This window comes from Streptomyces sp. NPDC003038 (genome assembly GCF_040611115.1).
Classification (GTDB): Bacteria; Actinomycetota; Actinomycetes; order Streptomycetales; family Streptomycetaceae; genus Streptomyces.
Genome location: NZ_JBEXNN010000011.1, coordinates 77,658 through 101,155 on the forward strand (window position 1 = coordinate 77,658; position 23,498 = coordinate 101,155).

Below are 23,498 nucleotides of genomic sequence, written 5' to 3' on the forward strand. Positions count from 1 at the left end.
GACACCTATCCTGGTGTCGTCGGACAGCGCGGTCCGCACGGGCAGCCCGAGCTGCGCACCAGGCGGGGGTCCCCCCGAGGGACACCTCCCAGCGGTAGCTGGGTAGGAGTCCGGGGGAAGAACCACCGCGCGCCGCCGGGGGCCCACAGCCCAGTAGCGCTCGAACACTGCAAGGAGCCGCACCTGTGAGCAGTGCTGACCAGGCCTCCCAGGCCCCCGTCAACCCGGCCACCGTTTCCCCCGCAGACATGGCCAACGCGGAGCTGCGCGCGGACATCCGCCGACTCGGCGACCTCCTCGGCGAGACCCTCGTACGCCAGGAGGGCCAGGACCTGCTCGACCTCGTCGAACGTGTCCGCGCCCTCACCCGCACCGACGGCGAAGCCGCCGCCGCCCTGCTCGGCGAAACCGACCTGGAAACCGCCGCCAAGCTGGTGCGCGCCTTCTCCACCTACTTCCACCTGGCCAACGTCACCGAACAGGTGCACCGCGGCAAGGAGCTGCGCGCCCACCGCGCCGCCGAGGGCGGTCTCCTCGCCCGGACCGCCGACATGCTCAAGGACGCCGACCCCGAGCACCTGCGCGAGACGGTCAGGAACCTCAACGTCCGCCCGGTCTTCACCGCACACCCCACCGAGGCCGCCCGCCGCAGCGTCCTGAACAAGCTGCGCCGCATCGCCGCCCTCCTGGAGGAGCCCGTCACCGGCCCCGGCGACCGCCGCCGCCACGACCTGCGCCTCGCCGAGAACATCGACCTCGTCTGGCAGACCGACGAGCTGCGCGTGGTCCGCCCCGAGCCCGCCGACGAGGCCCGCAACGCGATCTACTACCTCGACGAGCTGCACGCCGGAGCGGTCGGAGACGTACTCGAAGACCTCGCCGCCGAGCTCCAGCGCGTCGGCGTCGAGCTGCCCCCCGGCACCCGCCCGCTCACCTTCGGCACCTGGATCGGCGGCGACCGCGACGGCAACCCCAACGTCACCCCCGACGTCACCCGGGACGTGCTGATCCTCCAGCACGAGCACGGCATCACCGACGCCCTGGAGCTCATCGACTTCCTGCGCGGCCTGCTGTCCAACTCCATCCGCTACACCGGAGCCACCGAGGAACTCCTCTCCTCGCTCCAGGCCGACCTCGAACGCCTCCCCGAGATCAGCCCGCGCTACAAGCGGCTGAACGCCGAGGAGCCGTACCGCCTCAAGGCCACCTGCATCCGGCAGAAGCTCGTCAACACCCGCGAACGCCTGGCCAAGGGCACCCCGCACGAGGAAGGCCGCGACTACCTCGGCACCGCCGAGCTGCTGAGCGACCTCACCCTCATCCAGACCTCCCTGCGCGAACACCGCGGCGCGCTCTTCGCCGACGGCCGCATGGACCGCACCATCCGCACCCTGGCGGCCTTCGGCCTCCAGCTCGCCACCATGGACGTACGCGAGCACGCGGACGCCCACCACCACGCGCTCGGGCAGCTCTTCGACCGGCTCGGCGAAGAGTCCTGGCGCTACGCCGACATGCCGCGCGACTACCGGCAGAAGCTCCTCGCCAAGGAACTCCGCTCCCGGCGCCCGCTGGCCCCCACCCCGGCCCCGCTCGACGCCGCCGGACACAAGACCCTCGGCGTCTTCTTCGCCGTCAAGGACGCCTTCGAGAAGTTCGGCCCCGAGGTCATCGAGTCCTACATCATCTCGATGTGCCAGGGCGCCGACGACGTCTTCGCCGCCGCCGTCCTCGCCCGCGAGGCCGGCCTCATCGACCTGCACGGCGGCTGGGCCAAGATCGGCATCGTCCCGCTCCTGGAGACCACCGACGAGCTCCGCGCCGCCGACGTCATCCTCGACGAGATGCTCGCCGACCCCTCCTACCGGCGCCTGGTCTCGCTGCGCGGCGACGTCCAGGAGGTCATGCTCGGCTACTCCGACTCCTCCAAGTTCGGCGGCATCACCACCTCCCAGTGGGAGATCCACCGCGCCCAGCGCCGCCTGCGCGACGTCGCCCACCGCTACGGCGTGCGGCTGCGCCTCTTCCACGGCCGTGGCGGCACCGTCGGCCGCGGCGGCGGCCCCTCCCACGACGCGATCCTCGCCCAGCCCTGGGGCACCCTCGAAGGCGAGATCAAGGTCACCGAACAGGGCGAGGTCATCTCCGACAAGTACCTCGTCCCCTCGCTGGCCCGCGAAAACCTCGAACTGACCGTCGCGGCGACCCTTCAGGCCTCCGCCCTGCACACCGCCCCCCGCCAGTCCGACGAGGCCCTCGCCCGCTGGGACGCGGCCATGGACACCGTCTCCGACGCCGCCCACGCCGCGTACCGGGCACTCGTCGAGGACCCGGACCTGCCCGCGTACTTCTTCGCCGCCACCCCCGTCGACCAGCTCGCCGACCTCCACCTCGGCTCGCGCCCCTCGCGGCGCCCCGACTCCGGCGCCGGACTCGACGGCCTGCGCGCCATCCCGTGGGTCTTCGGCTGGACCCAGTCCCGCCAGATCGTCCCCGGCTGGTACGGGGTCGGCTCGGGCCTCAAGGCGCTGCGCGAAGCGGGCCAGGACGCCGTCCTCGCCGAGATGGGCGAGCGGTGGCACTTCTTCCGCAACTTCCTGTCCAACGTCGAGATGACGCTGGCCAAGACCGACCTGCGGATCGCCCGCCACTACGTCGACACCCTCGTCCCGGACCACCTCCAGCACGTCTTCGCCCGCATCGAGGCCGAGCACGAGCTCACCGTGCGCGAGGTCCTGCGCATCACCGGCGGCCGCAAGCTCCTCGACTCCCACCCGGTGCTCCAGCAGACCTTCGCCGTCCGCGACGCCTACCTGGACCCCATCTCCTACCTCCAGGTCTCCCTGCTGGCCCGCCAGCGCGCCGCCGCCGCCCGCGGTGAGGCCGCGGACCCGCTGCTGGCCCGCGCCCTGCTGCTCACGGTCAACGGCGTCGCCGCGGGCCTGCGCAACACCGGCTGAGTCTCCCCGTACGCACGAGAAGGGGTCCCCCGCGCCGTCGTGGCGGCGGGGGACCCCTTCTCTCGTGCCGGGTGCCTACGGGGTGCCTACCGGGTGCCTACGGGGTTCAGCCCGTGGCGCCGGCCTTGCGGCGGCGGACCACCAGGACGGCGCCCGCGGCGATCAGCGCACCCGCCATCGTGGCGATCAGGCCAATCGGGGCGTCCGAGCCGGTGTTCGCCAGGTCCCCGCCGGTGGAGCCGCCGGCGGCGGCCACCGATCCGGACGGAGCGGGGGAGGACGCCGAACCCGACGGCTTGGCGGACGGGCTGCCGGACGGCTTCGCGGACGGGCTGCCCGAAGCGGACGCGCTCGTCGAACCGGACGGCGTCCCGGAGGGCGTACCCGACGGCGTGCCACCCGGGTTGCCCGGCTTGGACTCGTCGGAGCAGTCGACCCAGAACACCTTGTGCTTCGCCCGGCCGTGCTCGCCGTCGAAGTTCCAGAACAGCTTGTAGTGGCCGTCGGGCAGGCTCAGGTTCTCGGTGCGCTCGTGACCGGAGCCGTCCAGCTTCAGCGAGCCGGCCTTCACCTCGGTGCCCTTCACATCGGCGGTCGGGGCCCAGGCCTCGATCCGCCAGGACACCTGCTGGGCACTGTCGAACTGGAAACCGTCGAGGTAGAAGGTGCAGACGTGGGGCTCGTTCTTCTTGAGCCACTCACCGGTCTTCGCGTCGTGGATCTTCACATTGCCGTTGTCCCCGGGAGGGGTGGCGTGGGCGGCGGCGGGGGCGAGCAGCACGGAGACGGCTACTGCCGCTACGACCGCACCCGTTGAAGCAAAGGCGCGCATGGGCATACCAACTTCGAAAGCAGGAAGGGCGGACAGGAGTGGGGGGTGAGGCGGAGTAGCCAACTCCGGTTCTCCCGGCCGGTCAAGGCGGGTTTGACCCCTCCAGCCCCATAACAGCTCCAGCACACCAAAGGTCGCGGATAACGATCCAGCGACGGCGGGCCCCCCGCCGCCGCCGGAACCCCGACGGCCCTACCCACCTCAGGAGTTGTACGCCGACTGCGCCCGCTCCAAGCCCTCCTGGACCAGGCACTCCACCGAGTCCGCCGCCCGGTCCACGAACCACTCCAGCTCCTTGCGCTCCGTGGAGGAGAAGTCCTTCAGCACGAAGTCGGCGACCTGCATCCGGCCCGGGGGCCGGCCGATGCCGCAGCGGACCCGGTGGTAGTCCGGCCCCATCGCCTTCGTCATCGACTTCAGGCCGTTGTGGCCGTTGTCCCCGCCGCCCAGCTTCAGGCGCAGCGTCGGGTAGTCGATGTCCAGCTCGTCGTGGATCGCGACGATCCGCTCCAGCGGGACCTTGTAGAAGTCGCGCAACGCCGTCACCGGCCCGCCGGACAGATTCATGTACGTCATCGGCTTGGCCAGCACCACCCGGCGGCCCGCCGGTCCCGGCGGGCCCATACGGCCCTCGACCACCTGGGCCCGGGCCTTGTGCGCCTTGAACTTCCCGCGGATCCGGTCCGCCAGCAGATCGGCCACCATGAACCCGATGTTGTGGCGGTTGCCCGCGTACTCCGGCCCGGGATTCCCGAGGCCGACGATCAGCCAGGGCGCCGCGTCGTCCGACATCAATAGCTCCTTAACGAGGACGACCGCCGTCCCGCTCCAGTGGAGCCGGACGGCGGTCGTTCAGCAAGTGCTGAGGGGAAAGGGCGAGGCTCAGGCCTCGGTGCCCTCGGCCTCGGCGGCCGGCTCCTCGGCCTGCGGGGCGACGACCTGCAGCACGGCGATGTCACCGTCGACGGCCAGCGTGGTACCGGCCGGCAGGACCAGGTCCCGGGCGTGAATGGTGGCGCCGGCCTCAAGGCCCGCGATGGAGACGGTGACCTCGGTCGGGATGTGGGTGGCCTCGGCCTCGACGGAGATCGTGTTCTGGAGGGTCTCCAGCATGTTGCCGCCGACGGCCAGCTCGCCCTCGGTGACGATCGCGACGTCGACGGTGACCTTCTCGCCCTTCTTGACGATCAGGAAGTCCACGTGCGAGATGGAGCGCTTCAGCGGGTGACGCTGCACGGCCTTCGGGATGACCAGCTCGGTGCCGGCGCCCGTGATGTCCAGGGAGATCAGGACGTTCGGGGTGCGCAGCGCCAGCAGCAGGCCGTGGCCCTCGACGTTGACGTGCTTCGGGTCCTGGCCGTGGCCGTAGATCACGGCGGGAACCAGCGCGTCGCGACGGGCCTGGCGGGCAGAGCCCTTGCCGAAGGTGTCGCGCAGCTGGGCGGAAAGCTTGACCTCGGACATGCTCACTCCTCGTGGGGTGACGGAAATGGACAGAGTCACCCGGCCGGAACGGCCTGCTACGAAGAGCGCGTCGATAACGGAGTGTCCGCACATGAAAGTGCGGCCTCCCTCGCCGAGCAACTTCATGAGTCTACCCGGCGTGGGGGCCGCACTTCAAAAGGATCTCTCCCGGCTCCTGGGAGCCGGTGTTACTGCCTGTCTTACTGCTGCTCTTCGAAGAGGCTGGTGACCGAACCGTCCTCGAAGACCTCGCGCACCGCGCGGGCCAGCATCGGGGCGATCGACAGGACCGTGATCTTGTCCAGCTCCAGGTCCGACGGGTCCGGCAGCGTGTTCGTGAAGATGAACTCGCTGACCTTCGAGTTCTTCAGACGGTCGGCCGCAGGGCCCGACAGGATGCCGTGCGTGGCCGTCACGATGACGTCCTCCGCACCGTGCGCGAACAGCGCGTCGGCGGCTGCGCAGATGGTGCCACCCGTGTCGATCATGTCGTCGACCAGGACACAGACACGGCCCTTGACCTCACCCACGACCTCGTGGACGGTCACCTGATTGGCGACGTCCTTGTCACGGCGCTTGTGCACGATGGCCAGCGGGGCGTCCAGACGGTCGCACCAGCGGTCGGCCACACGCACCCGGCCGGCATCCGGGGAGACGATCGTCAGCTTGGAACGGTCCACCTTGGCACCGACGTAGTCCGCCATGACCGACAGCGCCGAGAGGTGGTCGACCGGGCCGTCGAAGAAGCCCTGGATCTGGTCCGTGTGCAGGTCGACCGTGAGGATGCGGTCCGCACCCGCGGTCTTCAGGAGGTCGGCGACCAGACGGGCCGAGATCGGCTCGCGGCCCTTGTGCTTCTTGTCCTGGCGGGCGTACCCGTAGGACGGGACGATCACCGTGATGGAGCGTGCCGACGCGCGCTTCAGCGCGTCGATCATGATCAGCTGCTCCATGATCCACTTGTTGATCGGAGCCGTGTGGCTCTGGATCAGGAAGCAGTCCGCGCCGCGAGCCGACTCCTGGAAACGGACGTAGATCTCACCGTTCGCGAAGTCGAAAGCCTTGGTCGGCACGAGGCCGACTCCCAGTTGGTGCGCGACCTCCTCGGCCAGCTCGGGGTGGGCGCGGCCGGAGAAGAGCATCAGCTTCTTCTCGCCGGTCGTCTTGATCCCGGTCACAGCACTGTCTCCTCAGACGTGTTGAAGCTGCTCGCCCCCATGTGCGTCCGTCCCGCACACGGTGAGCCAGCCGAATTGCGTGCACTATCACGGTACGCCGTCCCGGACGCACCCGTTTCCGGTCAGTTCACCTCAACGGCGCTCGGAGTCCTCCGAAGCCGCCGACTGAGCCGCCGTCGCCGCCGCACTGCCCGGACGCTTCCGGGCCACCCAGCCCTCGATATTCCGCTGCTGGCCACGGGCCACCGCCAGCGCACCGGGCGGCACGTCCTTGGTGATCACCGAACCGGCGGCCGTGTAAGCGCCGTCCCCGATCGTGACGGGAGCCACAAACATGTTGTCGGAGCCCGTCTTGCAGTGTGAGCCGACGGTGGTGTGGTGCTTGTGCTCACCGTCGTAGTTCACGAAGACGCTCGCCGCACCGATGTTGGTGTACTCACCGATCGTCGCATCGCCCACGTACGACAGGTGGGGCACCTTCGTACCCTCGCCGATCGTCGCGTTCTTCATCTCGACGTACGTACCGGCCTTGGCCTTCAAGCCGAGCTTCGTGCCCGGACGCAGGTACGCGAAGGGACCGACGCTCGCCGACTCGCCGATGACCGCGCTGTCGGCCACGGTGTTGTCCACGCGAGCGCGCGGGCCGACCTGAGTGTCCTTCAGCCGGGTGTTCGGGCCGACTTCGGCCCCCTCGGCGACATGGGTGGCACCCAGCAGCTGCGTACCGGGGTGGACGATCGCGTCCTGCCCGAAGGTGACGGTCACGTCGACCAACGTACTGGCGGGGTCCACGACCGTCACACCCGCGAGCATGGCCCGCTCCAGCAGCCGCGCGTTCAGCAGCGCGCGGGCCTCGGCGAGCTGGACGCGGTTGTTGATGCCGAGGATCTGGCGGTGGTCACTGCCGACCGAGGCACCCACGCGGTGCCCCGCCTCGCGGAGGATCCCCAGCACGTCGGTGAGGTACTCCTCGCCCTGGCTGTTGTCGGTGCGGACCTTGCCGAGCGCGTCGGCGAGCAGGGCGCCGTCGAAGGCGAAGACCCCCGAGTTGATCTCCCGGATGGCGCGCTGGGAGTCGGTGGCGTCCTTGTGCTCGACGATGGCGGTCACGGCGCCGCCGGCGTCGCGCACGATCCGCCCGTAGCCGGTGGAGTCCGGAACCTCGGCGGTGAGCACCGTGACGGCGTTCCCGTCGGCGGTGTGCGTCCGCGCGAGCTGCTCCAGGGTCTCGCCGGTCAGCAGCGGCGTGTCCCCGCAGACGACGATCACGGTGCCGTCGACGGGCCCGCCGAGCTCTTCGAGGGCCATCCGGACGGCGTGGCCGGTGCCGTTCTGCTCGTACTGGACGGCGGTGCGCACGCCGGCGTCGATCCCGGCCAGGTGTGCGCCGACCTGCTCCCGGGCGTGCCCGACGACGACGACGAGTTCGGCGGGGTCCAGCTCGCGGGAGGCGGCGACGACGTGACCGACGAGCGAACGCCCGCAGATCTCGTGCAGAACCTTGGGAGTGGCCGACTTCATGCGGGTGCCTTCACCCGCTGCGAGTACGACGACGGCTGCCGGGCGGTTGGCGCTCACGGGGATGCCCTTCGGCTTCGGGAGTGGACGCAGGAAGGATACCGGGGGCCCCAGTGGCCACGAACGAACGCGGGTCCCGACCTCGATGGTCAGGACCCGGTGCAGGGCTCCCCCGTCAGGACTCGAACCCGAACCTAATGGCACCAAAAGCCACTGTGCTGCCAATTACACTACGGGGGAATATAGCCGACTAAATCGGGCATTACGTGCCGGTGATCGAGTCGACGCCACCTACTATGCCGCACCACGTGCCTTCGATGCGACGGTACAAGTCGCATCCGGATGAGACGCGGACGATCAGGCACCCGCGGTATGCGCTGCCCGTGTTCTTCCGGACGGTCTTCGGGTTGTGCTTCTTGAGGGTGGTCCGCTGAAGCTGGTCGTGGTCCACGCCCACGTGATCCGCCCAGTACTTCTCGGCCCCGCTCACGTCGGCGGATTCATGGATCATCACCCGGAAGCGGAAGCGGATGCGGTCGCGGGGTATCTCCATCAGGCGCAGCCAGGCCAGGTAGACCCGAATGACGCCCGGGTCGCTGTTGATGAACGTGACGCTCTCATCGCGCCGGTACGGCTTGCTCTTGCTCCCTTCCGCCCAGTAGAGGGCGACGCCCGCGAGGAAGAGTTCGCGGGCGCTCAGCGCACCCACAGCGTCTTCGGCCGTCGAGACGGCCGCCTCACGTCGAGCCTCCCGCAGGGGTCCTTCATGCGCCCAGCGCTTGAGGGCCGCGTCCCTCCCCTGCTCCGCAGGGGACCGGTGATCGAGCTTCGGGAGGTCGCGGACCCAGAGGGAGATCGAGCTCTTCGAGCAGCCCAGCTCCACCTGGATCTCGTCGTAGGTCATGCCCCGGAGGCGGAGTTCACGGGCCTTCGCGCGGAGGTCGTCCTTGGCGCGGGGGCGCTTCGTCCACGCGGGCGGGGGTTCGCCCTTCACCAGGGCGTTGAGGATGGTGTTGTTGTGGACGCCGAGGCGGTCGCGTATCTGGCGCAGGCTCAGCCCTTCGCGGCGCAGGGTGACGGCCTGCTCGCGGAGGGATTCGAAGGTCGCGGTTCCGGTGCGGAGGCCGCCGGTGCCGTCGCCGGGGCGACGTCGGATTTCGGTCATGTCGCCAATATCGTCCGGAATGTGGGATTCAGGTCTTGATTCGTGGACGATTCAGTCGTACGTGCGATGACCGGCAGTTTCCGGGATTTCCGGTGGCCAGTGTGCTGGGGCCGCTGCGTAGGCTGGACGGCATGACCAGTACGGGGGAAGTGGAAGGCCGCGCTGGGCCGCCGGCGTGGTGGGGGCGGCGGCGGGATGCCGTGTGGGACGTGGGGCTCGGCGGGGTGTCCGCCGTCGAGTGCGCGTGGGAAGGGGTGGCCTTCGCCCGTGAGGCGGGGGTACCGACCGTGGTGGGGGTGCTGTTCGGGCTGGGGGTGGGGGCCTCGCTCGTCCTGCGGCGGCGGTGGCCGATCGCGGTGGTGCTCGTGGGGATCGCCGTGGCGCCGGCCGCGATGGGGTTCGTGCTCGGAGTGGTGGGGCTGTACACGCTCGCCTCCTCCGACGTGCCCCGGCGGATCACCGCGGTCCTCGCCTCGATGTCACTGGGCGGGACCTTCGTGGTGATGTACCTGCGGACCCGCGGGGACGTGGAGGCCGACCCGACGCTGGTGGTCGTGCTGTCCTGCTTCGTGGCGGTGGCGCTGACCGTGCCGCCGGTGCTGTTCGGGCTGTACATAGGGGCCCGGCGGCGGCTGCTGGAGAGCCTTCAGGAGCGGGCGGACTCCCTGGAGCGGGAGCTGTCGCTGCTGGCGGACCGGGCGGAGGAGCGGGCCGAGTGGGCCCGTACCGAGGAGCGCACCCGGATCGCGCGGGAGATGCACGACGTGGTGGCGCACCGGGTGAGCCTGATGGTGGTGCACGCGGCGGCCCTGGAGGCGGTGGCCCTGAAGGACCCGGCGCGGGCCGCGAAGAACGCCGCGCTGGTGGGGGACATGGGGCGGCAGGCGTTGACGGAGCTGCGGGAGATGCTCGGCGTGCTGCGGGCGCAGGCGCCGAAGCCGGCCGTGGCGGCCGTGTCGGCCGCGGCGGCGGTGTCGGCCGGGCCCGCGGTGCAGGCTGCGCCCGTGGTGCTGGTGGGCGGTTTGGAGGACGGGCCTTCGCTCGATGCGCTGGAGGACCTGGTCGGGCAGTCGCGGGCGGCCGGGATGGCCGTGGAGATGGTGGTGCGGGGCGAGGGGGTGGCGTACGCGCCGGAGGTGGAGCAGACCGCGTACCGGGTGGTGCAGGAGGCGCTCACCAACTGCCACAAGCACGCTCCCGGCGCGCGGGTCGTGGTGCGGCTCGCGCATCGGGACGGGGAGGTGGCGATGCAGGTGGAGAACGGGCCCTGTGACGGCAAGGCCGCCGAGCCCGGGCTGCCCAGTGGCGGTAACGGGCTGGTCGGGATGCGGGAGCGGGTGCTCGGGCTGGGCGGGGTGTTCGTGTCCGGGCCGACGGATGCGGGCGGGTTCCGGGTGTCGGCGGTGCTGCCGGCCGAGTAGGCCGCCCGGGTCGGTGCGGGTGGTGGCCGTACGCCGGGCGTCCGGCCACGTGGCCGGACGTGCGCCCGGCCGCGCGCCCGCCCGCCGGTCCGGACCGTATGCCGGTCAGCCGGTGGTGAGGCGGGTCGGCTGGAGGCCCGTCAGGAGGAGGGTGAGGGCCTCGTCGAGGCTTGAGCCGAGGTACCAGTCGCCCGTGTGGTCGATGCCGTAGACGCGGCCTTCGCGGTCGATGGCGAGGTGCGAGCCGCCGTCCGCGCCGACCCCGAGGGGGCAGAGCTGGGTGGTAAGGGCGCGGCCGAGGTCGGCGAAGGTTCGGGCCAGGTGGAGTCCGGTGAGCGGGTCGAGCCGGACCGCGGTGGGCGCTATCTGCCGGCCGGGTCCCGGGGCGGTGACGGTGAGCCCGCCGAATTCGGCCCAGGCCTCGACGGCGGCGGGGAAGACGGTGTGCCGGTGCCCGGCGGGGGTGGTGTGGTCCCGCAGTGCGTCGGCCCAGTACTCGGCCTGCTTGATGTCCCAGCGGCCGGGTTCCCAGCCGGCGGTGCGCAGGGCCGAGTCCACGGCGACCGGGAAGCGGGTGGTCGAGGAGCGGTCGTAGGAGGCTGAGGCAGTGGTCATGGCTACTCGGATGCGGTGAGGTCGACGGGGCGTACGCCGAAGTGGGCGAGGAGGGCGTCACAGGAGCGGCAGGGGGGTGCGTAGCTGCCGTGGAGCGGGTCGCCGTCCTCGCGGATGCGGCGGGCGGTGATCTTGGCGTGTTTGAGCGAGCGGCGGGCCTCGCTCGGGGTGAGGGGCTTGCGGGAGGCGCGTTTGCTGCGGGCGCCTTCGACGGTGGTCAGGTGGCGGGAGAGCAGGATCGCCTCGGGGCAGCGGCCCGTGAATCGTTCGCGCTGGCCGCTGGTGAGGGTGTCCAGGAAGTCCTGGACGAGGGGGTGGAGTACGGGCGGCTGGTCGGCCTTGCCGGCGGTGCCGGTGAGGGTTTCACCGCGTACGGAGAGGGCGGCGGCGACGGTCGGGAGGATGCCGTCGCGGCGGAAGCGCAGGACGGGCGCGGCGGGGCGGCCGTCGGCGCTGCTCCAGCGCAGGCGGGGGTCGCCGGCGGGGCCGCCCGCGTCGGCGGCTCCTCCCGGGGCGCCGGTGGGTGCCGGTGTGCCGGGTGTACTGGGTCTGTCTGGTGTGCCCGGTGTGCCCGGTGTGCCGGGCGTTCGCGGGGTCCCTGAGGCCGTGTCGGCTGGTTCCGTACGTGTCGCGGTGTTCTGCATGGTCGTGCTTTCCCTCCCGTGCCGCGGTGGTGGCCGCTGTCGCGCACGCCCCCGTGGTGCGGGGACAGCCTGCCAAATGTCCCCTGTCGCGCGGAAGCGGGGTCGAATATTCGTATCAATTCGGATGTTCCCGGCCCGCGCGCGGGTGCGCGGGTCGCGTGCGGGTGGGTCCCTTGCCCCAGCACATAGGCTGTGGTGAACCAGCCAGATCCAGCAGGGGGCTACCGCCATGACGACAGGTCGGCTCGGGCATCACGCCGCGCCACCCAACGCCGCTTATTCGGGGCAGGTCGTGCATTTCCCGGACCCGGTCCGGGCCGCTCGGCATCCCCACGGAGTGCGGATGGACGAGGGCGGACATCCGGACCTCTCCCCGTACGCGCGTGCGGCCGTGGAGATCGCCGAACCCCCGGAGGGCTTCGGCGTGGACGAGCTGCGGCTGACGGACTACGTGTCCGCGAACGCCGCGATGCAGGCCGTCGGCCACGAGCTGTGGGACACCGTCGGCCCGGTGGCGACCCCGCACGGCTGGACCTGGCACCACGTGGCGGGTTCGCGGCGGATGGAGCTGGTCCCGGTCGAGGTGAAGGCGCTGCTGCGGCATCACGCGGGACTGGCGACGGCGCCGGTCGACCACGAGAAGCGCGGGACGCGGTCGCTTCAGGAGGTGCGCCCGGCGCACCTGGGGCTGCCGAAGTCGGTGGTGTCGGTGTCCGAGCAGCAGGTGCAGGGGGTCGAGGAGGACCTCGGCTACCGGCTGCCGGAGCCGTACCGCTCGTTCCTGAAGGCCGCGGGCGGCTGCGCTCCCGTGGGCGCGGGCCTCGACGTGGACCTCGGTCTGCTGGTGGACCAGCCGTTCTTCACGGTGCGTGAGGAGGCGGCGGTCAATGACCTCGTGTACGTCAACAAGTGTCTGCGGGACCACCTGACGAAGGACTACCTGTGCGTGGCCTTCGTCCAGGGCGGACTGCTCGCCGTGAAGGTGAAGGGCGAGGCGATCGGTTCTGTGTGGTTCTCCCCGTACGACGATGCGCGCGACCGGGACGGCTGGTCGGTGCAGGAGCGCGTGGAGCGGCTGTTGCTGCCGTGCGGCGGTGATTTCGACGCCTTTCTGGAGCGGTTGGCGGGGAATCCGCCGGAGCTGGAGACGGTGGCCGGTCTGATGGTGGACGGCGGATTCGCACGCTCGGTTCCCGTGGCGGGGCCGGTTCCGGTGGCGCGTTCCGGTACGGATGAGGGGTGACGGCGCGGTGGTGACGTTTGCGCAGGCGCAGGAGCGCGCCGAGGAGTGGATCAACGGTGAGGTGCCCGCGTACCAGCACCGCGAGGTGCGCGTACGGGAGTTCGGTCTGGGGTTCGTGGTGTGGGCGGAGGACCGCGCGACGGGCCCCGTGTCCGGCGGCGGCCGGCAGCGGCTGGTCATCGCGCGGGACAGCGGCGAGGTGACGTTGTGGCCGGGGCTGCCGGTGGGTGAGGTGATCCGCCGGTACGAGGAGGAGTACGGGGCTCCGGCCGCGCCGGTGGCGGAGGCTTCGGTGCCGACGCCGCGGATCGACTCGGAGCAGACCTCCTTCATGCTGAGTCCGCCGGAGTGGTTGCAGGAGGCGGCGGACCGGGCGGGGATTCCGGGCGGTTCGTCGAGCTCGGCTGCGGCTGTGGCTCCGGCTCCGGCTCCGGCGCCGGTGGCCCCCGTGGCTTCGGCCGAGCCGGTTTCGGCTGCTCCTGCCGAATCCGCCGCTCCCGTTCCGGTGGAGCCCGTTGACGCCGTGTCGGCGCCGGTGGACCCGGTGCCGTTGCGGCGTGAGGGAGGGATCCCGTACGAGCCGACCGCCAACGACGGGGTGCCGGCCCGGACGCCCGCCCCTGTCCCGACCGGCTCCACGCCGTGGGCCGGGACGGACGTGAACTCCGGCGCGGACGACGACGTGTCCGTGCCGCTGCCCGCGACCGTGTTCGCGCCGCCGCTGTCCGGGTCGGACCTGGACGACGCCCCGCCGCCCGTCACGGCGGCGGAGGCGAAGACCACGCTGATGGCGGGGGGCAGCCAGCTGCCGAAGACCGCGATCGCGCCGGCGCTCGGGCCGGTGTCGGCGGCGGGGCCGGGCGCGGGCTCGGGTCCCGGAACGGGTTTGCAGGGCTCGCAGGGTTCGCACGGGGGCGACATCGCCGACGCGCCGACGAGCAAGGCCCAGATCTCCCGGCCGGGTTCCCCCGCCCCCGCCGGTGCTCCGGGTACTCCGGGTGCGCCGCAGCCTCCCGGTCCGCCGGGGTCTCCCGCGTCTTCCGGGCGTGGGCTGGACCATGCGGCGACGATGCTGGCCGGTCCGGCTGTGGGTCGGCCGCCGGCGCCTCCCGGTCCGCCGGGTGCTCCGGGTGCTCCGGGTGCGGGGCAGCCGCCCGCGCCTCCCGGTCCGCCCGGGGCCCCCGGTGGCGGGGCGCATCATGCCGGCACCATGCTCGCGGGTCCGGGCGTACCGCAGCCTCCCGGTCCGCCCGGTGCTCCCGGTGCGCCGCAGCCTCCCGGTCCGCCGGGGTCTCCAGCCTCTTCCGGGCGGGGGCTGGACCATGCCGCGACGATGCTGGCGGGTCCGGCTGTGGGGCAGCCGCCGACGCCTCCCGGTCCGCCCGGGGCCCCCGGTGGCGGGGCGCATCACGCTGCCACCATGCTCGCGGGTCCCGGCGTACCGCAGCCTCCCGGTCCGCCGGGCGCTCCCGGTGCTCCCGGGGGCGGGCTGGAGCATGCCGCCACGATGCTGGCCGGTCCCGCCGTGGGCCGGCCGCCGGCTCCTCCCGGGCCCGCGCCCCAGGCCGTGTCCGGGCCCGTCGGCGGGCCCACCGGTGTGCCGACCGTCGGCCCCGGCTATCAGGCCGTGCTCCGCTACCGGGCTCCCGACGGCTCCGAGCAGCAGCTCATCCGCCGCTCGGCCCCCGGCACCCCGCACCCCGAGTGGCAGATCCTGCACGAGCTGCGGGCGATGAACGTGCCGCCGCAGCAGGTGCTGGAACTGCACACCGAGCTGGAGTCATGTGAACTGCCCGGCGGCTACTGCGCGCGGATGATCCGCGAGACCTGGCCGCAGGTGCGGATCACCAGCGTGGCCCCGTACGGCAAGGACCACGCGGGTCGCCAGCAGGGCATGCGGCATCTGCTGACCCATCAGGGAGAGCTGCACCAGGTGGCGGACGGCCCGGCGCGCCCCGCGCCGGTACGGGCACCGCTGCCGCAGGTGCCGCTCCAGCCGGCGATCCCGCTGGACGCGATCGCGCAGGAGCTGGCGGGGGCGTTCGGCCCGCAGGGTGTCTTCCGTTTCGACCAGCGGGCGGTGTCCCGTCAGGGCGTGCCGGAGATCGTGGCGCAGACGCTGATGTGGGCGGGCGTGCCCGTCGACTTCGGGCCGTTCTTCTGGGGCCAGGCGGTGCCGGGCCAGCCGGTGCCGACGCTCGCCGAGATGGCCGCGCAGCGGCAGGTGCAGCCCGCGTCGGACGCCGGTTCGTACCTCGTCGTCGGCAGCGACTTCGGCAAGGCGCTCTGCGTGCAGTACGGGACCGCGCACATCGTGGCGGTGCCGGTGGAAGGCGGTCCGGGCGGTGCCCCGGTACCTCCGCAGTTCGTGAATTCGAGCCTGCCGCAGTTCGTACGGTCCCTCGCGATGCTGGGTCACATGTGGCGGCTGCGCCAGCATCTGACGCCGGAGCAGGCGGGCCGCTGGACCGTCGATTTCCAGGCGAATCTGGCGGGGCTGGACATCGCGGCCCTGGCCTCGCCGGAGAGCTGGTGGTCGGTGCTGCTGGAGCAGATGTGGGACGGATTGCTGTGACGCCGGACTGAACCGGTGTCGATCGGGTGATCAGTTGAATGGCCGGGTGGAGACCCTCGAACAGGGTCTCGGCCCGGCCATTCCGGCTTCTGCGCGCAAATGACGCATCCTTGACAGGAATCCCCGCGAGAGAGGCGCTTCCAGGATGAGTGCACCCATTGCGACCGTGCGTGGCCGTGGCTATCGCATCGAAGAGGTCGACCGGTATCTCGCCCGGCTCTCCGGCAGCCGCGACGAGGCCTGGGAGCGGGTGGCACGGCTGACCGTCCTGGCGAAGCGGATGGAAGGCGAAGCGGCGCGGCTGCGTGAGGCGGTGTCCACGCTGGCCCCGCAGACGTACGAGGAGCTGAGCGAACGGGCCCGCCGGATCCTGCTCCTGGCGCAGGAGGAGGCGGACGCCGTACGGGCGGACGCGCGGGTGGACGCGTCCGCGGCGCTGGGTGCGGCCGAGGCACACGCCGACCGGGCGGCGGAACTGGCGCGTCAGGACGCGGACGCGGTGCGCGAGCAGACGGAAGTCCGGGCCCGGCAGGGGCTGCTGCGGGCGCAGCGGGAGGCCGACGAACTCCGGGCGGAGGCGCGGGACGAGGCGACGGCATGGCGGACGGAGGCGCAGACGGCGCTGACGGAGATGCGGCGGCGGTCGGACGCGCTGCTGGCCGAGCGCGAGCAGGAGCACGCGGAGCGCTGGGATGCGGCGGAGCGGGAGCTGGCGGCGCGGGAGGCGGAGCTGGAGGCCCGTCACGCGGAGCTGGAGCGGTATGCGCAGGGGCGGCTCTCGGAGGCCCGGCGCGGCTTCGCGGAGGCGGAGGAGTCGGCGCGGCACGGCCAGGAGGACGCGGAGGCGCAGGCCCACGAGCTCCTCGCGGCGGCCCGGGTCCAGGAGGAGCGGATCGGCCGCGAGACGGAGCGGATCCTGCGGGAGCACGCGGAGGCGCAGGAGGAGATGCGGGCGCACATGAACCACGTCCGCGCCAGCCTGGCGGCCCTGACGGGCCGCACCCCGGCGGAGGGCTAGCCCCGCCGCCACCCCGCTCCCGCCGCCACCCCGCTCCCGCCGCCACCCCCCTCCCGCCGCCACCCCGCCCCCGCGCGAGCCCCGCTCCCGCCGCCACCCCGCCCCCGCGCGAGCCCCGCCCCCGCCGCCACCCCGCCCCCGCGCGAGCCCCGCCCCACCCACGCGCCTCGACACCGCCGACGGGGCGGTGTGCCTGCGGGACGGGGACCAGCTCCGCGCAGCGGCACCCCGCACCGAGTACCCGGCCCTCAGGGCGAGACGGCCTCATCGGTGTCCAGTCCTCCGGTCTGCTGCTGCGCCGGCAGGGCGATCGGAGCCGCCGGAGCGATCGAGACCGCCGGCGCGACGGGGACCGCAGCGACCGGTGCCGCCGCAGCGGCCGAGGCCGTCGGGGCGATCGGGACAGCCGGAGCCGCCGGGGCGAGGGGCGTAGGAGCAACCGGAGCGAGCGAGGCCGTCGGGGCGACCGGGACCGCAGCGACGGGCGCCGCGGGGGCCGCCTCGGGAAGGGGCGCAGGAGCGATCGGGGTCGCGGAGGCGACCGCGGCCGTCGGGGCGTATCGGTACGGGTCGCTGCGCAGGCCGCGCGCCGTGGCGACCACCGTGAAGGGGGGCTCCGTCGCGGCCGGGAGGGGGGCCGTCAGGGCGCCCGTCACGGGGTCGAGGGCGGCCGGAAGCACGGCGCCGTCCACGCTGAGCTGCGCCGGCCGCCCCGCGGGGTCAGGGGCGAAGCCGCCGCCCGCGACGGTCAGCAGGCCGGCCTCATGCGTGACGTCGGTGATCACCGGAGTCGCCCGCGTGGCCATCTTGTTGATCAGGTAGGCCCCGGCCGGGGCGCCCGTCAGGGCCCACATCTCGGCGGGCAGGCGCGGCAGTCCGCCGCCCACGTCCGCGAGGAAGAACAGCACCACGTACAGCATCGTGACCGCGCTGAGCGCGACGTACTGGAGGTCGATCAGGTCCGTCCGGCCGCTGTCGTTCGCGATGAGCTCCCGCAGCGGCCGCCGTCCCGAAGCGGTGGGCTTGGGCGCCGGTTTGGCCATGCCGCCGCTCTCCACGCGCATGCCGACGACCGTCTTGGCCGCGATCAGGGCCACGTACGGGCCCCCGAGCAGCGGCAGGTACACCGTCGTCAGCGTGGACAGCGGGCCGTGCTCGCCCTGGAACCAGTCGACGCCGCCGCCCGCGGTGAGCCCGTACACGAGGATCGTGAGCAGCAGCCAGAGCAGGATCACCGTCCAGGCCAGGGCCAGGGTGATCGAGGTGGACAGGCGGCCGTCGCGGCCGGTGATGAAGCCCGGGCGGCGGTAGAGCCGCCGGCCGATCGGCCCGGCCAAGGCGGCCAGTAACGCGAGCGCGAAGAGTGTGGAAGCCATGTCGTCCCCCGGAAACGGTCGGTCCTGACGAGAGACTTACCCACTGGCCCCGGCCGTGACAAGCCGCACCGGCATGCGCCGGTGACGGCTCGTCACTCCTCCCGGTGCTCCCCCTGCTCCGGCAGTACCGGGAACTTCCGCGGCGCCACCAGCAGCAGGACCAGCAGTGAGGCCACGGCCGCCGCCGTCGCGCCGAGGAAGATGTGGTCCACGGCGGCGGCCACCGCCTCGCGCAGGTAGTCGGCGGTGGCCCGGGGAAGCAGTCGCGGCTCTTCCAGCGCCCTCGCCACGTCGTCCAGGCTGCCCGGGAGTCCCGGCACGGGGGAGTCCACCAGCCGGGCCGCGATGGTCGCGTTGGCGACGGCGCCCAGCAAGGCCGCTCCGACGCTCTGGCCGAGCTGCCGGCAGAACAGCACCGAGGCAGTGGTGGTCCCGCGCTCCGCCCAGCCCACGGTGGACTGCACCCCGACGATCAGCGGGAGCTGGAACAGGCCGAGGGCGCCGCCGAGCAGCAGCATGATCAGCGCGGGCTGCCACGGCTCGGCGGAGTACGGGAGCAGGGTGAAGGAGTAGAGGATCACGGCGGCCAGGGCGATCCCGACGGCCGCGGTGTTCCGGAAGCCGATGCGCCGGTAGACGTGCTGGCTGAGGGCGGCGCTGATGGGCCAGCTCAGGGTCATCACGGACATGACCAGGCCGGCGCTGATGGGTCCGAGGCCCAGTACGGACTGGGCGTAGGTCGGCATGAAGACCATCGGGGCGACCATCAGCAGGCCGAGCGCGCCCATGGCCAGGTTGACGGCGGCGATGGTGCGCCGGCGCCACACCCAGCCGGGGAGGATCGGTTCCTCGGCCCGGCGCTCGACGCGGACCACAACCGCGGCCAGCACCGCGCTTCCTCCCAGCAGCGCCAGTGAGGGCGCCGACAGCCAGGGCCAGGCCACCCCGCCCTGCACCAGCGCGAAGAGCAGCAGCCCGCCGCAGGCGAAGACGCCCAGCGCTCCCGCCCAGTCGATCGGGCCCCGGCGGCCTGGGGACCGTACGGGTTCGGCCAGGTGGCGGGCGATCATCCACAGGGCCAGGGCGGCCAGCGGCAGGTTGATCAGGAAGATCCAGCGCCAGTGCGCGTACGCGGCGAGCAGCCCGCCGAGCGCCGGGCCGGCGACGGCCGAGGTGGCCCAGACCGCCGACATCCGGGCCTGGATCCGCGGCCGGTCCTTGAGCGGGTACAGATCGCCGGCCAGGGTCTGGATGGTTCCCTGGAGGGCGCCGCCGCCCAGGCCCTGGATGATCCGGAAGGCGATGAGGGCGGCCATGTTCCAGGCGAGCGCGCACAGCAGCGAGCCGACGAGGAAGAGGCCGATGCCGAAGAGCAGTACGGGCTTGCGGCCGAAGGTGTCGGAGAGCTTCCCGTAGACGGGCAGGGTGACGGTGACGGCCAGCAGGTAGCCGGAGAAGAGCCAGGAGAAGACGGAGAAGCCGCCGAGGTCGCCGACGATCTGCGGGACGGCGGTGGCGACGATGGTGCTGTCGAGGGCGACGAGGGCCATGCCCAGCATCAGCGAGGCGACGACCGCGGCCGGCGGTCTGCCGGGTGGTCTGCCGGACGGTCTGGCCGGCGGCCGGGTCGCGGCGGCCCCGGTGTCGCCCGTGGCCGAAACCGTCCCTCCGCTCACCCCGTCCGAAGCCTTTCCGGATATGCCGTCCGGGCTGCCGCTCGCGCTCTCTCCTGAGCCCACCGAGATTCCTTCCCCCTGCACGCACATGCGGGGAACACCTTCTCACCACGGGCATACCCCGCGGTATCCCGCACGGCGGCTCGCCCGGAGGGTGGAGAACCCCTAGGGGCCGCTCCGCACAAGGGGCCAGGGGTCTTTCGTCCGGGCGGAGGAGGAAGAAGCCTCCGGCGCGTCCTTAACTGGTTCATACAGGCGGGGCCGGGGGTGGGGTTAACCCCCGGGCGGACACGGCGATGGGCACCAGCGCGCCCCAGACCCTCCCGCCACAGACTTCATGACGGCGACGTACGCAGCGCGGCGAGGTGCTCGCGCGCAATCGAACGAGGAGAGACACCGTGACAACGGCTGTGACCGAAACCAGGCACGGGGGCACTGGAGGCCATGAAGCCGTCGCGGCCCGGGCCCGCGAGGTCGTCAAGGCCTACGGCTCCGGCGAGACGCGCGTCGTCGCCCTCGACGAGGTGGACGTGGACATCCGGCGCGGCGAGTTCACCGCGATCATGGGCCCTTCGGGCTCCGGCAAGTCCACGCTGATGCACTGCCTCGCCGGTCTCGACACGGTGACCAGCGGTCAGATCCACCTGGACGACACCGAGATCACCGGGCTGAAGGACAAGAAGCTCACCCGGCTGCGGCGCGACCGGATCGGCTTCATCTTCCAGGCGTTCAACCTGCTGCCCACGCTGAACGCCCTGGAGAACATCACGCTCCCCATGGACATCGCGGGCCGCAAGCCCGACGCGGAGTGGCTGAACCGGGTCGTGGAGACCGTAGGCCTCGCCGGACGGCTGAAGCACCGCCCGACCGAGCTCTCCGGCGGCCAGCAGCAGCGCGTGGCGGTCGCCCGCGCCCTCGCCGCCCGCCCCAGCATCATCTTCGGGGACGAGCCGACCGGAAACCTGGACTCGCGGGCCGGCGCCGAGATCCTCGGCTTCCTGCGCCGCTCGGTGGACGAGCTGGGCCAGACCATCGTGATGGTCACGCACGACCCGGTCGCCGCCTCGTACGCGGACCGCGTCATCTTCCTGGCCGACGGCCGGATCGTGGACGAGATGTACGGGCCCACCGCGGACCAGGTCCTCGACCGCATGCTGCGCTTTTCCGGGGGGCGCCCCCAGACCCCCGATTTCGACGCACGCGGGCGGACCTCATGACCGTCCTGAAGACCTCGCGGCGCAACTTCGTCGCGCACAAGGGGCGGATGGCGCTCTCCGCCGTCGCGGTCCTGCTCTCCGTCGCCTTCGTCTGCGGCACCCTGGTGTTCACCGACACCATGAACACCACCTTCGAGAAGCTCTTCACGACCACCGGCGCCGACGTCACCGTCAGTGCCAAGGCCGCCGCCGGGTCCGCCGAGGACGACGTGGAGAACCCGAGCAGCGGCCGGCCGGCGACCCTGCCGGCCGACGCCGTCGAGAAGGTCTCCGCCGTGCGGGGCGTCCGGTCGGCCCAGGGCAGCGTCATCTCGATGTCCGTCACGGTCGTCAACGCCGAGAACAAGAACGTCGGCCCCACCTCGGGCGCTCCCACGATCGCCGCCAGCTGGAACGACAACGAGCTCACGTCGATGGAGGTCAGCTCGGGTCACCCGCCGCGCGGCCCCACCGAGGTGATGATCGACGCCGACACGGCGAAGAAGCACAAGCTCAAGATGGGTGACGAGCTGCGCACCATCGCCGTCACCGGCGACTTCCGCGCCACGATCTCCGGCATCGCCACCTTCAAGATGACCAACCCCGGCGCGACCATCGTCTACTTCGACACGGAGACCGCCCAGCGCGAACTGCTCGGCGCTACGGGTCAGTTCACCAACATCAACGTCACCGCCGAGGACGGCGTCAGTGACGAGCAGCTCAAGCAGAACATCGCGTCCGCCGTCGGCGCCGAGACCTACACGCTGCAGACAGCCAAGGAATCCGCGGACCAGGGCCGCAAGGACGTCGGCTCCTTCCTCGACGTCATGAAGTACGTGATGCTCGGCTTCGCCGGGATCGCCTTCCTCGTCGGCATCTTCCTGATCTTCAACACCTTCTCCATGCTGGTCGCCCAGCGCACCCGTGAGATCGGCCTGATGCGCGCCATCGGCGCCGACAGCGGGCAGGTCCTCAAGTCCGTCATCGTCGAGGCCTTCCTCCTCGGCATCGTCGGCTCGGTCCTCGGCGTCGGCGCGGGCGTGGGCCTGGCCATCGGGCTGATGAAGCTCATGGGCCAGATGGGCATGAACCTGTCCACGGACGAGCTCACCATCGCCTGGACCACCCCGGTCATCGGCCTGTTCCTCGGCATCGTCGTCACCGTCATCGCCGCCTTCGTCCCGGCCCGCCGGGCCAGCAAGGTCTCCCCGATGGCCGCCCTGCGCGAGGCGGGCACCCCCGGCGACAGGAAGGCCGGCATCGTCCGCGCCGTCCTCGGCCTGGTCCTCACCGGCATCGGCGGAGCCGGCCTCCTCCTCGCCGCGAGCGCCGAAGAGGCGAAGGCCGGCGGCCTGTGGCTCGGCCTCGGCGTCGTCTTCACCCTCGTCGGCTTCATCGTGATCGGCCCGCTGCTCGCCGCGGGCGTCGTACGGGTGCTGTCCGGCGTGGTGCTGCGGCCCTTCGGGTCCGTCGGCCGCCTCGCCGAGCGCAACGCCCTGCGCAACCCGCGCCGCACCGGCGCAACCGCCGCCGCGCTGATGATCGGGCTCGCCCTGGTGGCCTGCCTGTCGGTGGTGGGCTCCTCGATGGTGGCCTCCGCCACCAACGAGCTCGACAAGTCCGTCGGCGCCGACTACATCGTCAACGCCACGACCGGGCAGCCCGTCATGCCGCAGGCCGAGGAGGCGCTGCGCGCCTCCGCCCGCCTCGACCACGTCACCGCCTACCGGCAGGTGCGGGCGAAGATCACCGCACCCGACGGCACCACCAGCGAGGTGGGTCTGGGCGCCACCGACCCGACGTACGCCAAGGACATCCGCCGCGAGATGGTCGCGGGGGAGCACGCGGCGGCGTACGGCAAGGACTCCATGTCGGTCGGCTCGATCTACGCCACCGAGCACCACATCGAGCTCGGTGACGAGCTGACGGTCGCCTTCACCGGCGGCAGCACCGTCAAGCTGAAGGTCGCGGCGATCACCAGTGACGAGGGCAGCCTCGACAAGACCATGAAGTACGTCAGCACCGCGGTCGCCGAGGCGAACCTCCCCGCCGACCGGATGCCGCGCCCCTTCATGCTGCTGGCCACCGCGAAGGACGGTCAGGCCGAGGCCGCGTACGCCGAGGTCAAGGCGGCGCTGGCGCAGTACCCGCAGTACAAGGTCCTCAACCAGTCCGACTACAAGCAGGGACTGAAGGACGAGGTCGGCTCCCTGCTGAACATGGTCTACGGCCTCCTCGCCCTCGCCATCGTCGTCGCGGTCCTGGGCGTCGTGAACACCCTCGCCCTGTCGGTGGTCGAGCGGACCCGGGAGATCGGCCTCATGCGCGCCATCGGCCTCTCCCGCCGCCAGCTGCGCCGCATGATCCGCCTGGAGTCGGTGGTCATCGCCCTCTTCGGCGCCCTGCTCGGCCTCGGGCTGGGCATGGGGTGGGGGGCCACCGCGCAGCAGCTGCTCGCGCTGGAGGGCCTGAAGGTGCTGGAGATCCCGTGGCCGACGATCCTCGGGGTGTTCGCCGCCTCGGCCTTCGTGGGCCTGTTCGCCGCGCTGGTCCCGGCCTTCCGGGCGGGGCGGATGAACATCCTGAACGCGATCGCGAGCGAGTAGGACGGCCGCGGTCG

Annotated in this window: 17 protein-coding genes and 1 tRNA gene; 7 read left to right on the forward strand and 11 right to left on the reverse strand. The window is 72.0% G+C overall.

Annotation, left to right across the window (positions count from 1 at the left end):
• Window positions 1-248 precede the first annotated feature (248 nt).
• Entirely contained in the window at window positions 249-2,957 is a 2,709-nt protein-coding gene (gene ppc / locus ABZX75_RS16410; protein ID WP_355411041.1) for a phosphoenolpyruvate carboxylase, read from the forward strand.
• A 106-nt stretch (window positions 2,958-3,063) separates the two neighbouring features.
• On the opposite strand, the gene ABZX75_RS16415 is transcribed toward ppc, so the two are convergent.
• The 7 genes from ABZX75_RS16415 to ABZX75_RS16445 form a co-directional block, all read right to left on the reverse strand.
• Window positions 3,064-3,789 (reverse strand): LPXTG cell wall anchor domain-containing protein, encoded by a 726-nt coding sequence (locus tag ABZX75_RS16415; RefSeq protein WP_355410864.1) that lies wholly within the window; start codon window positions 3,787-3,789, stop codon window positions 3,064-3,066.
• A gap of 201 nt (window positions 3,790-3,990) precedes the next feature.
• Window positions 3,991-4,581 carry an aminoacyl-tRNA hydrolase gene (gene pth / locus ABZX75_RS16420; protein WP_355410865.1) on the reverse strand — a complete coding sequence of 197 codons (591 nt, stop codon included), beginning with the start codon at window positions 4,579-4,581 and terminating at the stop codon, window positions 3,991-3,993.
• Window positions 4,582-4,671: 90 nt separating this feature from the next.
• The gene (locus ABZX75_RS16425; RefSeq protein ID WP_355410866.1) at window positions 4,672-5,253 is read right to left on the reverse strand and encodes a 50S ribosomal protein L25/general stress protein Ctc; all 582 of its coding nucleotides are present in this window, start codon (window positions 5,251-5,253) and stop codon (window positions 4,672-4,674) included.
• 200 nt (window positions 5,254-5,453) lie between these two features.
• Window positions 5,454-6,431 (reverse strand): ribose-phosphate diphosphokinase, encoded by a 978-nt coding sequence (locus ABZX75_RS16430; RefSeq protein WP_355410867.1) that lies wholly within the window; start codon window positions 6,429-6,431, stop codon window positions 5,454-5,456.
• A 132-nt stretch (window positions 6,432-6,563) separates the two neighbouring features.
• Window positions 6,564-8,009, reverse strand: a complete 1,446-nt coding sequence (gene glmU, locus ABZX75_RS16435) for a bifunctional UDP-N-acetylglucosamine diphosphorylase/glucosamine-1-phosphate N-acetyltransferase GlmU (RefSeq protein ID WP_355410868.1) — start codon at window positions 8,007-8,009, stop codon at window positions 6,564-6,566.
• Between the two features lie 107 nt (window positions 8,010-8,116).
• Window positions 8,117-8,189, reverse strand: a tRNA-Gln gene (locus ABZX75_RS16440).
• Between the two features lie 22 nt (window positions 8,190-8,211).
• On the reverse strand, window positions 8,212-9,114 hold the full coding sequence (locus ABZX75_RS16445; RefSeq protein ID WP_355410869.1) for a hypothetical protein: 903 nt from the start codon (window positions 9,112-9,114) through the stop codon (window positions 8,212-8,214).
• Window positions 9,115-9,245: 131 nt separating this feature from the next.
• Here ABZX75_RS16445 and ABZX75_RS16450 point away from each other — a divergent pair, with 131 nt between their 5' ends.
• Window positions 9,246-10,535 (forward strand): histidine kinase, encoded by a 1,290-nt coding sequence (locus tag ABZX75_RS16450; protein ID WP_355410870.1) that lies wholly within the window; start codon window positions 9,246-9,248, stop codon window positions 10,533-10,535.
• 105 nt (window positions 10,536-10,640) lie between these two features.
• On the opposite strand, the gene ABZX75_RS16455 is transcribed toward ABZX75_RS16450, so the two are convergent.
• Entirely contained in the window at window positions 10,641-11,150 is a 510-nt protein-coding gene (locus tag ABZX75_RS16455; RefSeq protein WP_355410871.1) for an SUKH-3 domain-containing protein, read from the reverse strand.
• Window positions 11,151-11,152: 2 nt separating this feature from the next.
• Window positions 11,153-11,617 (reverse strand): YwqJ-related putative deaminase, encoded by a 465-nt coding sequence (locus ABZX75_RS16460; RefSeq protein WP_355411043.1) that lies wholly within the window; start codon window positions 11,615-11,617, stop codon window positions 11,153-11,155.
• 406 nt (window positions 11,618-12,023) lie between these two features.
• On the opposite strand from ABZX75_RS16460, the gene ABZX75_RS16465 reads away from it, so the two are divergent.
• From ABZX75_RS16465 to ABZX75_RS16475, 3 genes are all read left to right on the forward strand, one after another.
• Entirely contained in the window at window positions 12,024-13,037 is a 1,014-nt protein-coding gene (locus ABZX75_RS16465; protein ID WP_355410872.1) for an SMI1/KNR4 family protein, read from the forward strand.
• 7 nt (window positions 13,038-13,044) lie between these two features.
• On the forward strand, window positions 13,045-15,612 hold the full coding sequence (locus tag ABZX75_RS16470; RefSeq protein WP_355410873.1) for an SUKH-4 family immunity protein: 2,568 nt from the start codon (window positions 13,045-13,047) through the stop codon (window positions 15,610-15,612).
• Between the two features lie 145 nt (window positions 15,613-15,757).
• Complete coding sequence (locus ABZX75_RS16475) at window positions 15,758-16,630, forward strand: cellulose-binding protein (protein ID WP_355410874.1); 873 nt, start codon at window positions 15,758-15,760, stop codon at window positions 16,628-16,630.
• 248 nt (window positions 16,631-16,878) lie between these two features.
• Here ABZX75_RS16475 and ABZX75_RS16480 read toward each other — a convergent pair whose 3' ends face one another.
• Together ABZX75_RS16480 and ABZX75_RS16485 are read right to left on the reverse strand one after the other, a co-directional pair.
• Window positions 16,879-18,006, reverse strand: a complete 1,128-nt coding sequence (locus ABZX75_RS16480; RefSeq protein WP_355410876.1) for a hypothetical protein — start codon at window positions 18,004-18,006, stop codon at window positions 16,879-16,881.
• Between the two features lie 92 nt (window positions 18,007-18,098).
• Window positions 18,099-19,745 carry an MFS transporter gene (locus ABZX75_RS16485; RefSeq protein WP_355410878.1) on the reverse strand — a complete coding sequence of 549 codons (1,647 nt, stop codon included), beginning with the start codon at window positions 19,743-19,745 and terminating at the stop codon, window positions 18,099-18,101.
• Window positions 19,746-20,080: 335 nt separating this feature from the next.
• Here ABZX75_RS16485 and ABZX75_RS16490 point away from each other — a divergent pair, with 335 nt between their 5' ends.
• On the forward strand, window positions 20,081-20,899 hold the full coding sequence (locus ABZX75_RS16490) for an ABC transporter ATP-binding protein (RefSeq protein ID WP_355410880.1): 819 nt from the start codon (window positions 20,081-20,083) through the stop codon (window positions 20,897-20,899).
• Complete coding sequence (locus tag ABZX75_RS16495; RefSeq protein WP_355410882.1) at window positions 20,896-23,484, forward strand: FtsX-like permease family protein; 2,589 nt, start codon at window positions 20,896-20,898, stop codon at window positions 23,482-23,484. The genes ABZX75_RS16490 and ABZX75_RS16495 overlap by 4 nt, the downstream gene beginning before the upstream one ends.
• Window positions 23,485-23,498: the final 14 nt, after the last annotated feature.

Bases quoted from the DNA above. Each gene is read 5' to 3' on its own strand.
- ppc (WP_355411041.1), top strand. From the start codon at position 249: ATGGCCAACGCGGAGCTGCGCGCGGACATCCGCCGACTCGGCGACCTC.
- ABZX75_RS16415 (WP_355410864.1), bottom strand. From the start codon at position 3,789: ATGCGCGCCTTTGCTTCAACGGGTGCGGTCGTAGCGGCAGTAGCCGTC.
- pth (WP_355410865.1), bottom strand. From the start codon at position 4,581: ATGTCGGACGACGCGGCGCCCTGGCTGATCGTCGGCCTCGGGAATCCC.
- ABZX75_RS16425 (WP_355410866.1), bottom strand. From the start codon at position 5,253: ATGTCCGAGGTCAAGCTTTCCGCCCAGCTGCGCGACACCTTCGGCAAG.
- ABZX75_RS16445 (WP_355410869.1), bottom strand. From the start codon at position 9,114: ATGACCGAAATCCGACGTCGCCCCGGCGACGGCACCGGCGGCCTCCGC.
- ABZX75_RS16450 (WP_355410870.1), top strand. From the start codon at position 9,246: ATGACCAGTACGGGGGAAGTGGAAGGCCGCGCTGGGCCGCCGGCGTGG.
- ABZX75_RS16455 (WP_355410871.1), bottom strand. From the start codon at position 11,150: ATGACCACTGCCTCAGCCTCCTACGACCGCTCCTCGACCACCCGCTTC.
- ABZX75_RS16465 (WP_355410872.1), top strand. From the start codon at position 12,024: ATGACGACAGGTCGGCTCGGGCATCACGCCGCGCCACCCAACGCCGCT.
- ABZX75_RS16475 (WP_355410874.1), top strand. From the start codon at position 15,758: ATGAGTGCACCCATTGCGACCGTGCGTGGCCGTGGCTATCGCATCGAA.
- ABZX75_RS16480 (WP_355410876.1), bottom strand. From the start codon at position 18,006: ATGGCTTCCACACTCTTCGCGCTCGCGTTACTGGCCGCCTTGGCCGGG.
- ABZX75_RS16495 (WP_355410882.1), top strand. From the start codon at position 20,896: ATGACCGTCCTGAAGACCTCGCGGCGCAACTTCGTCGCGCACAAGGGG.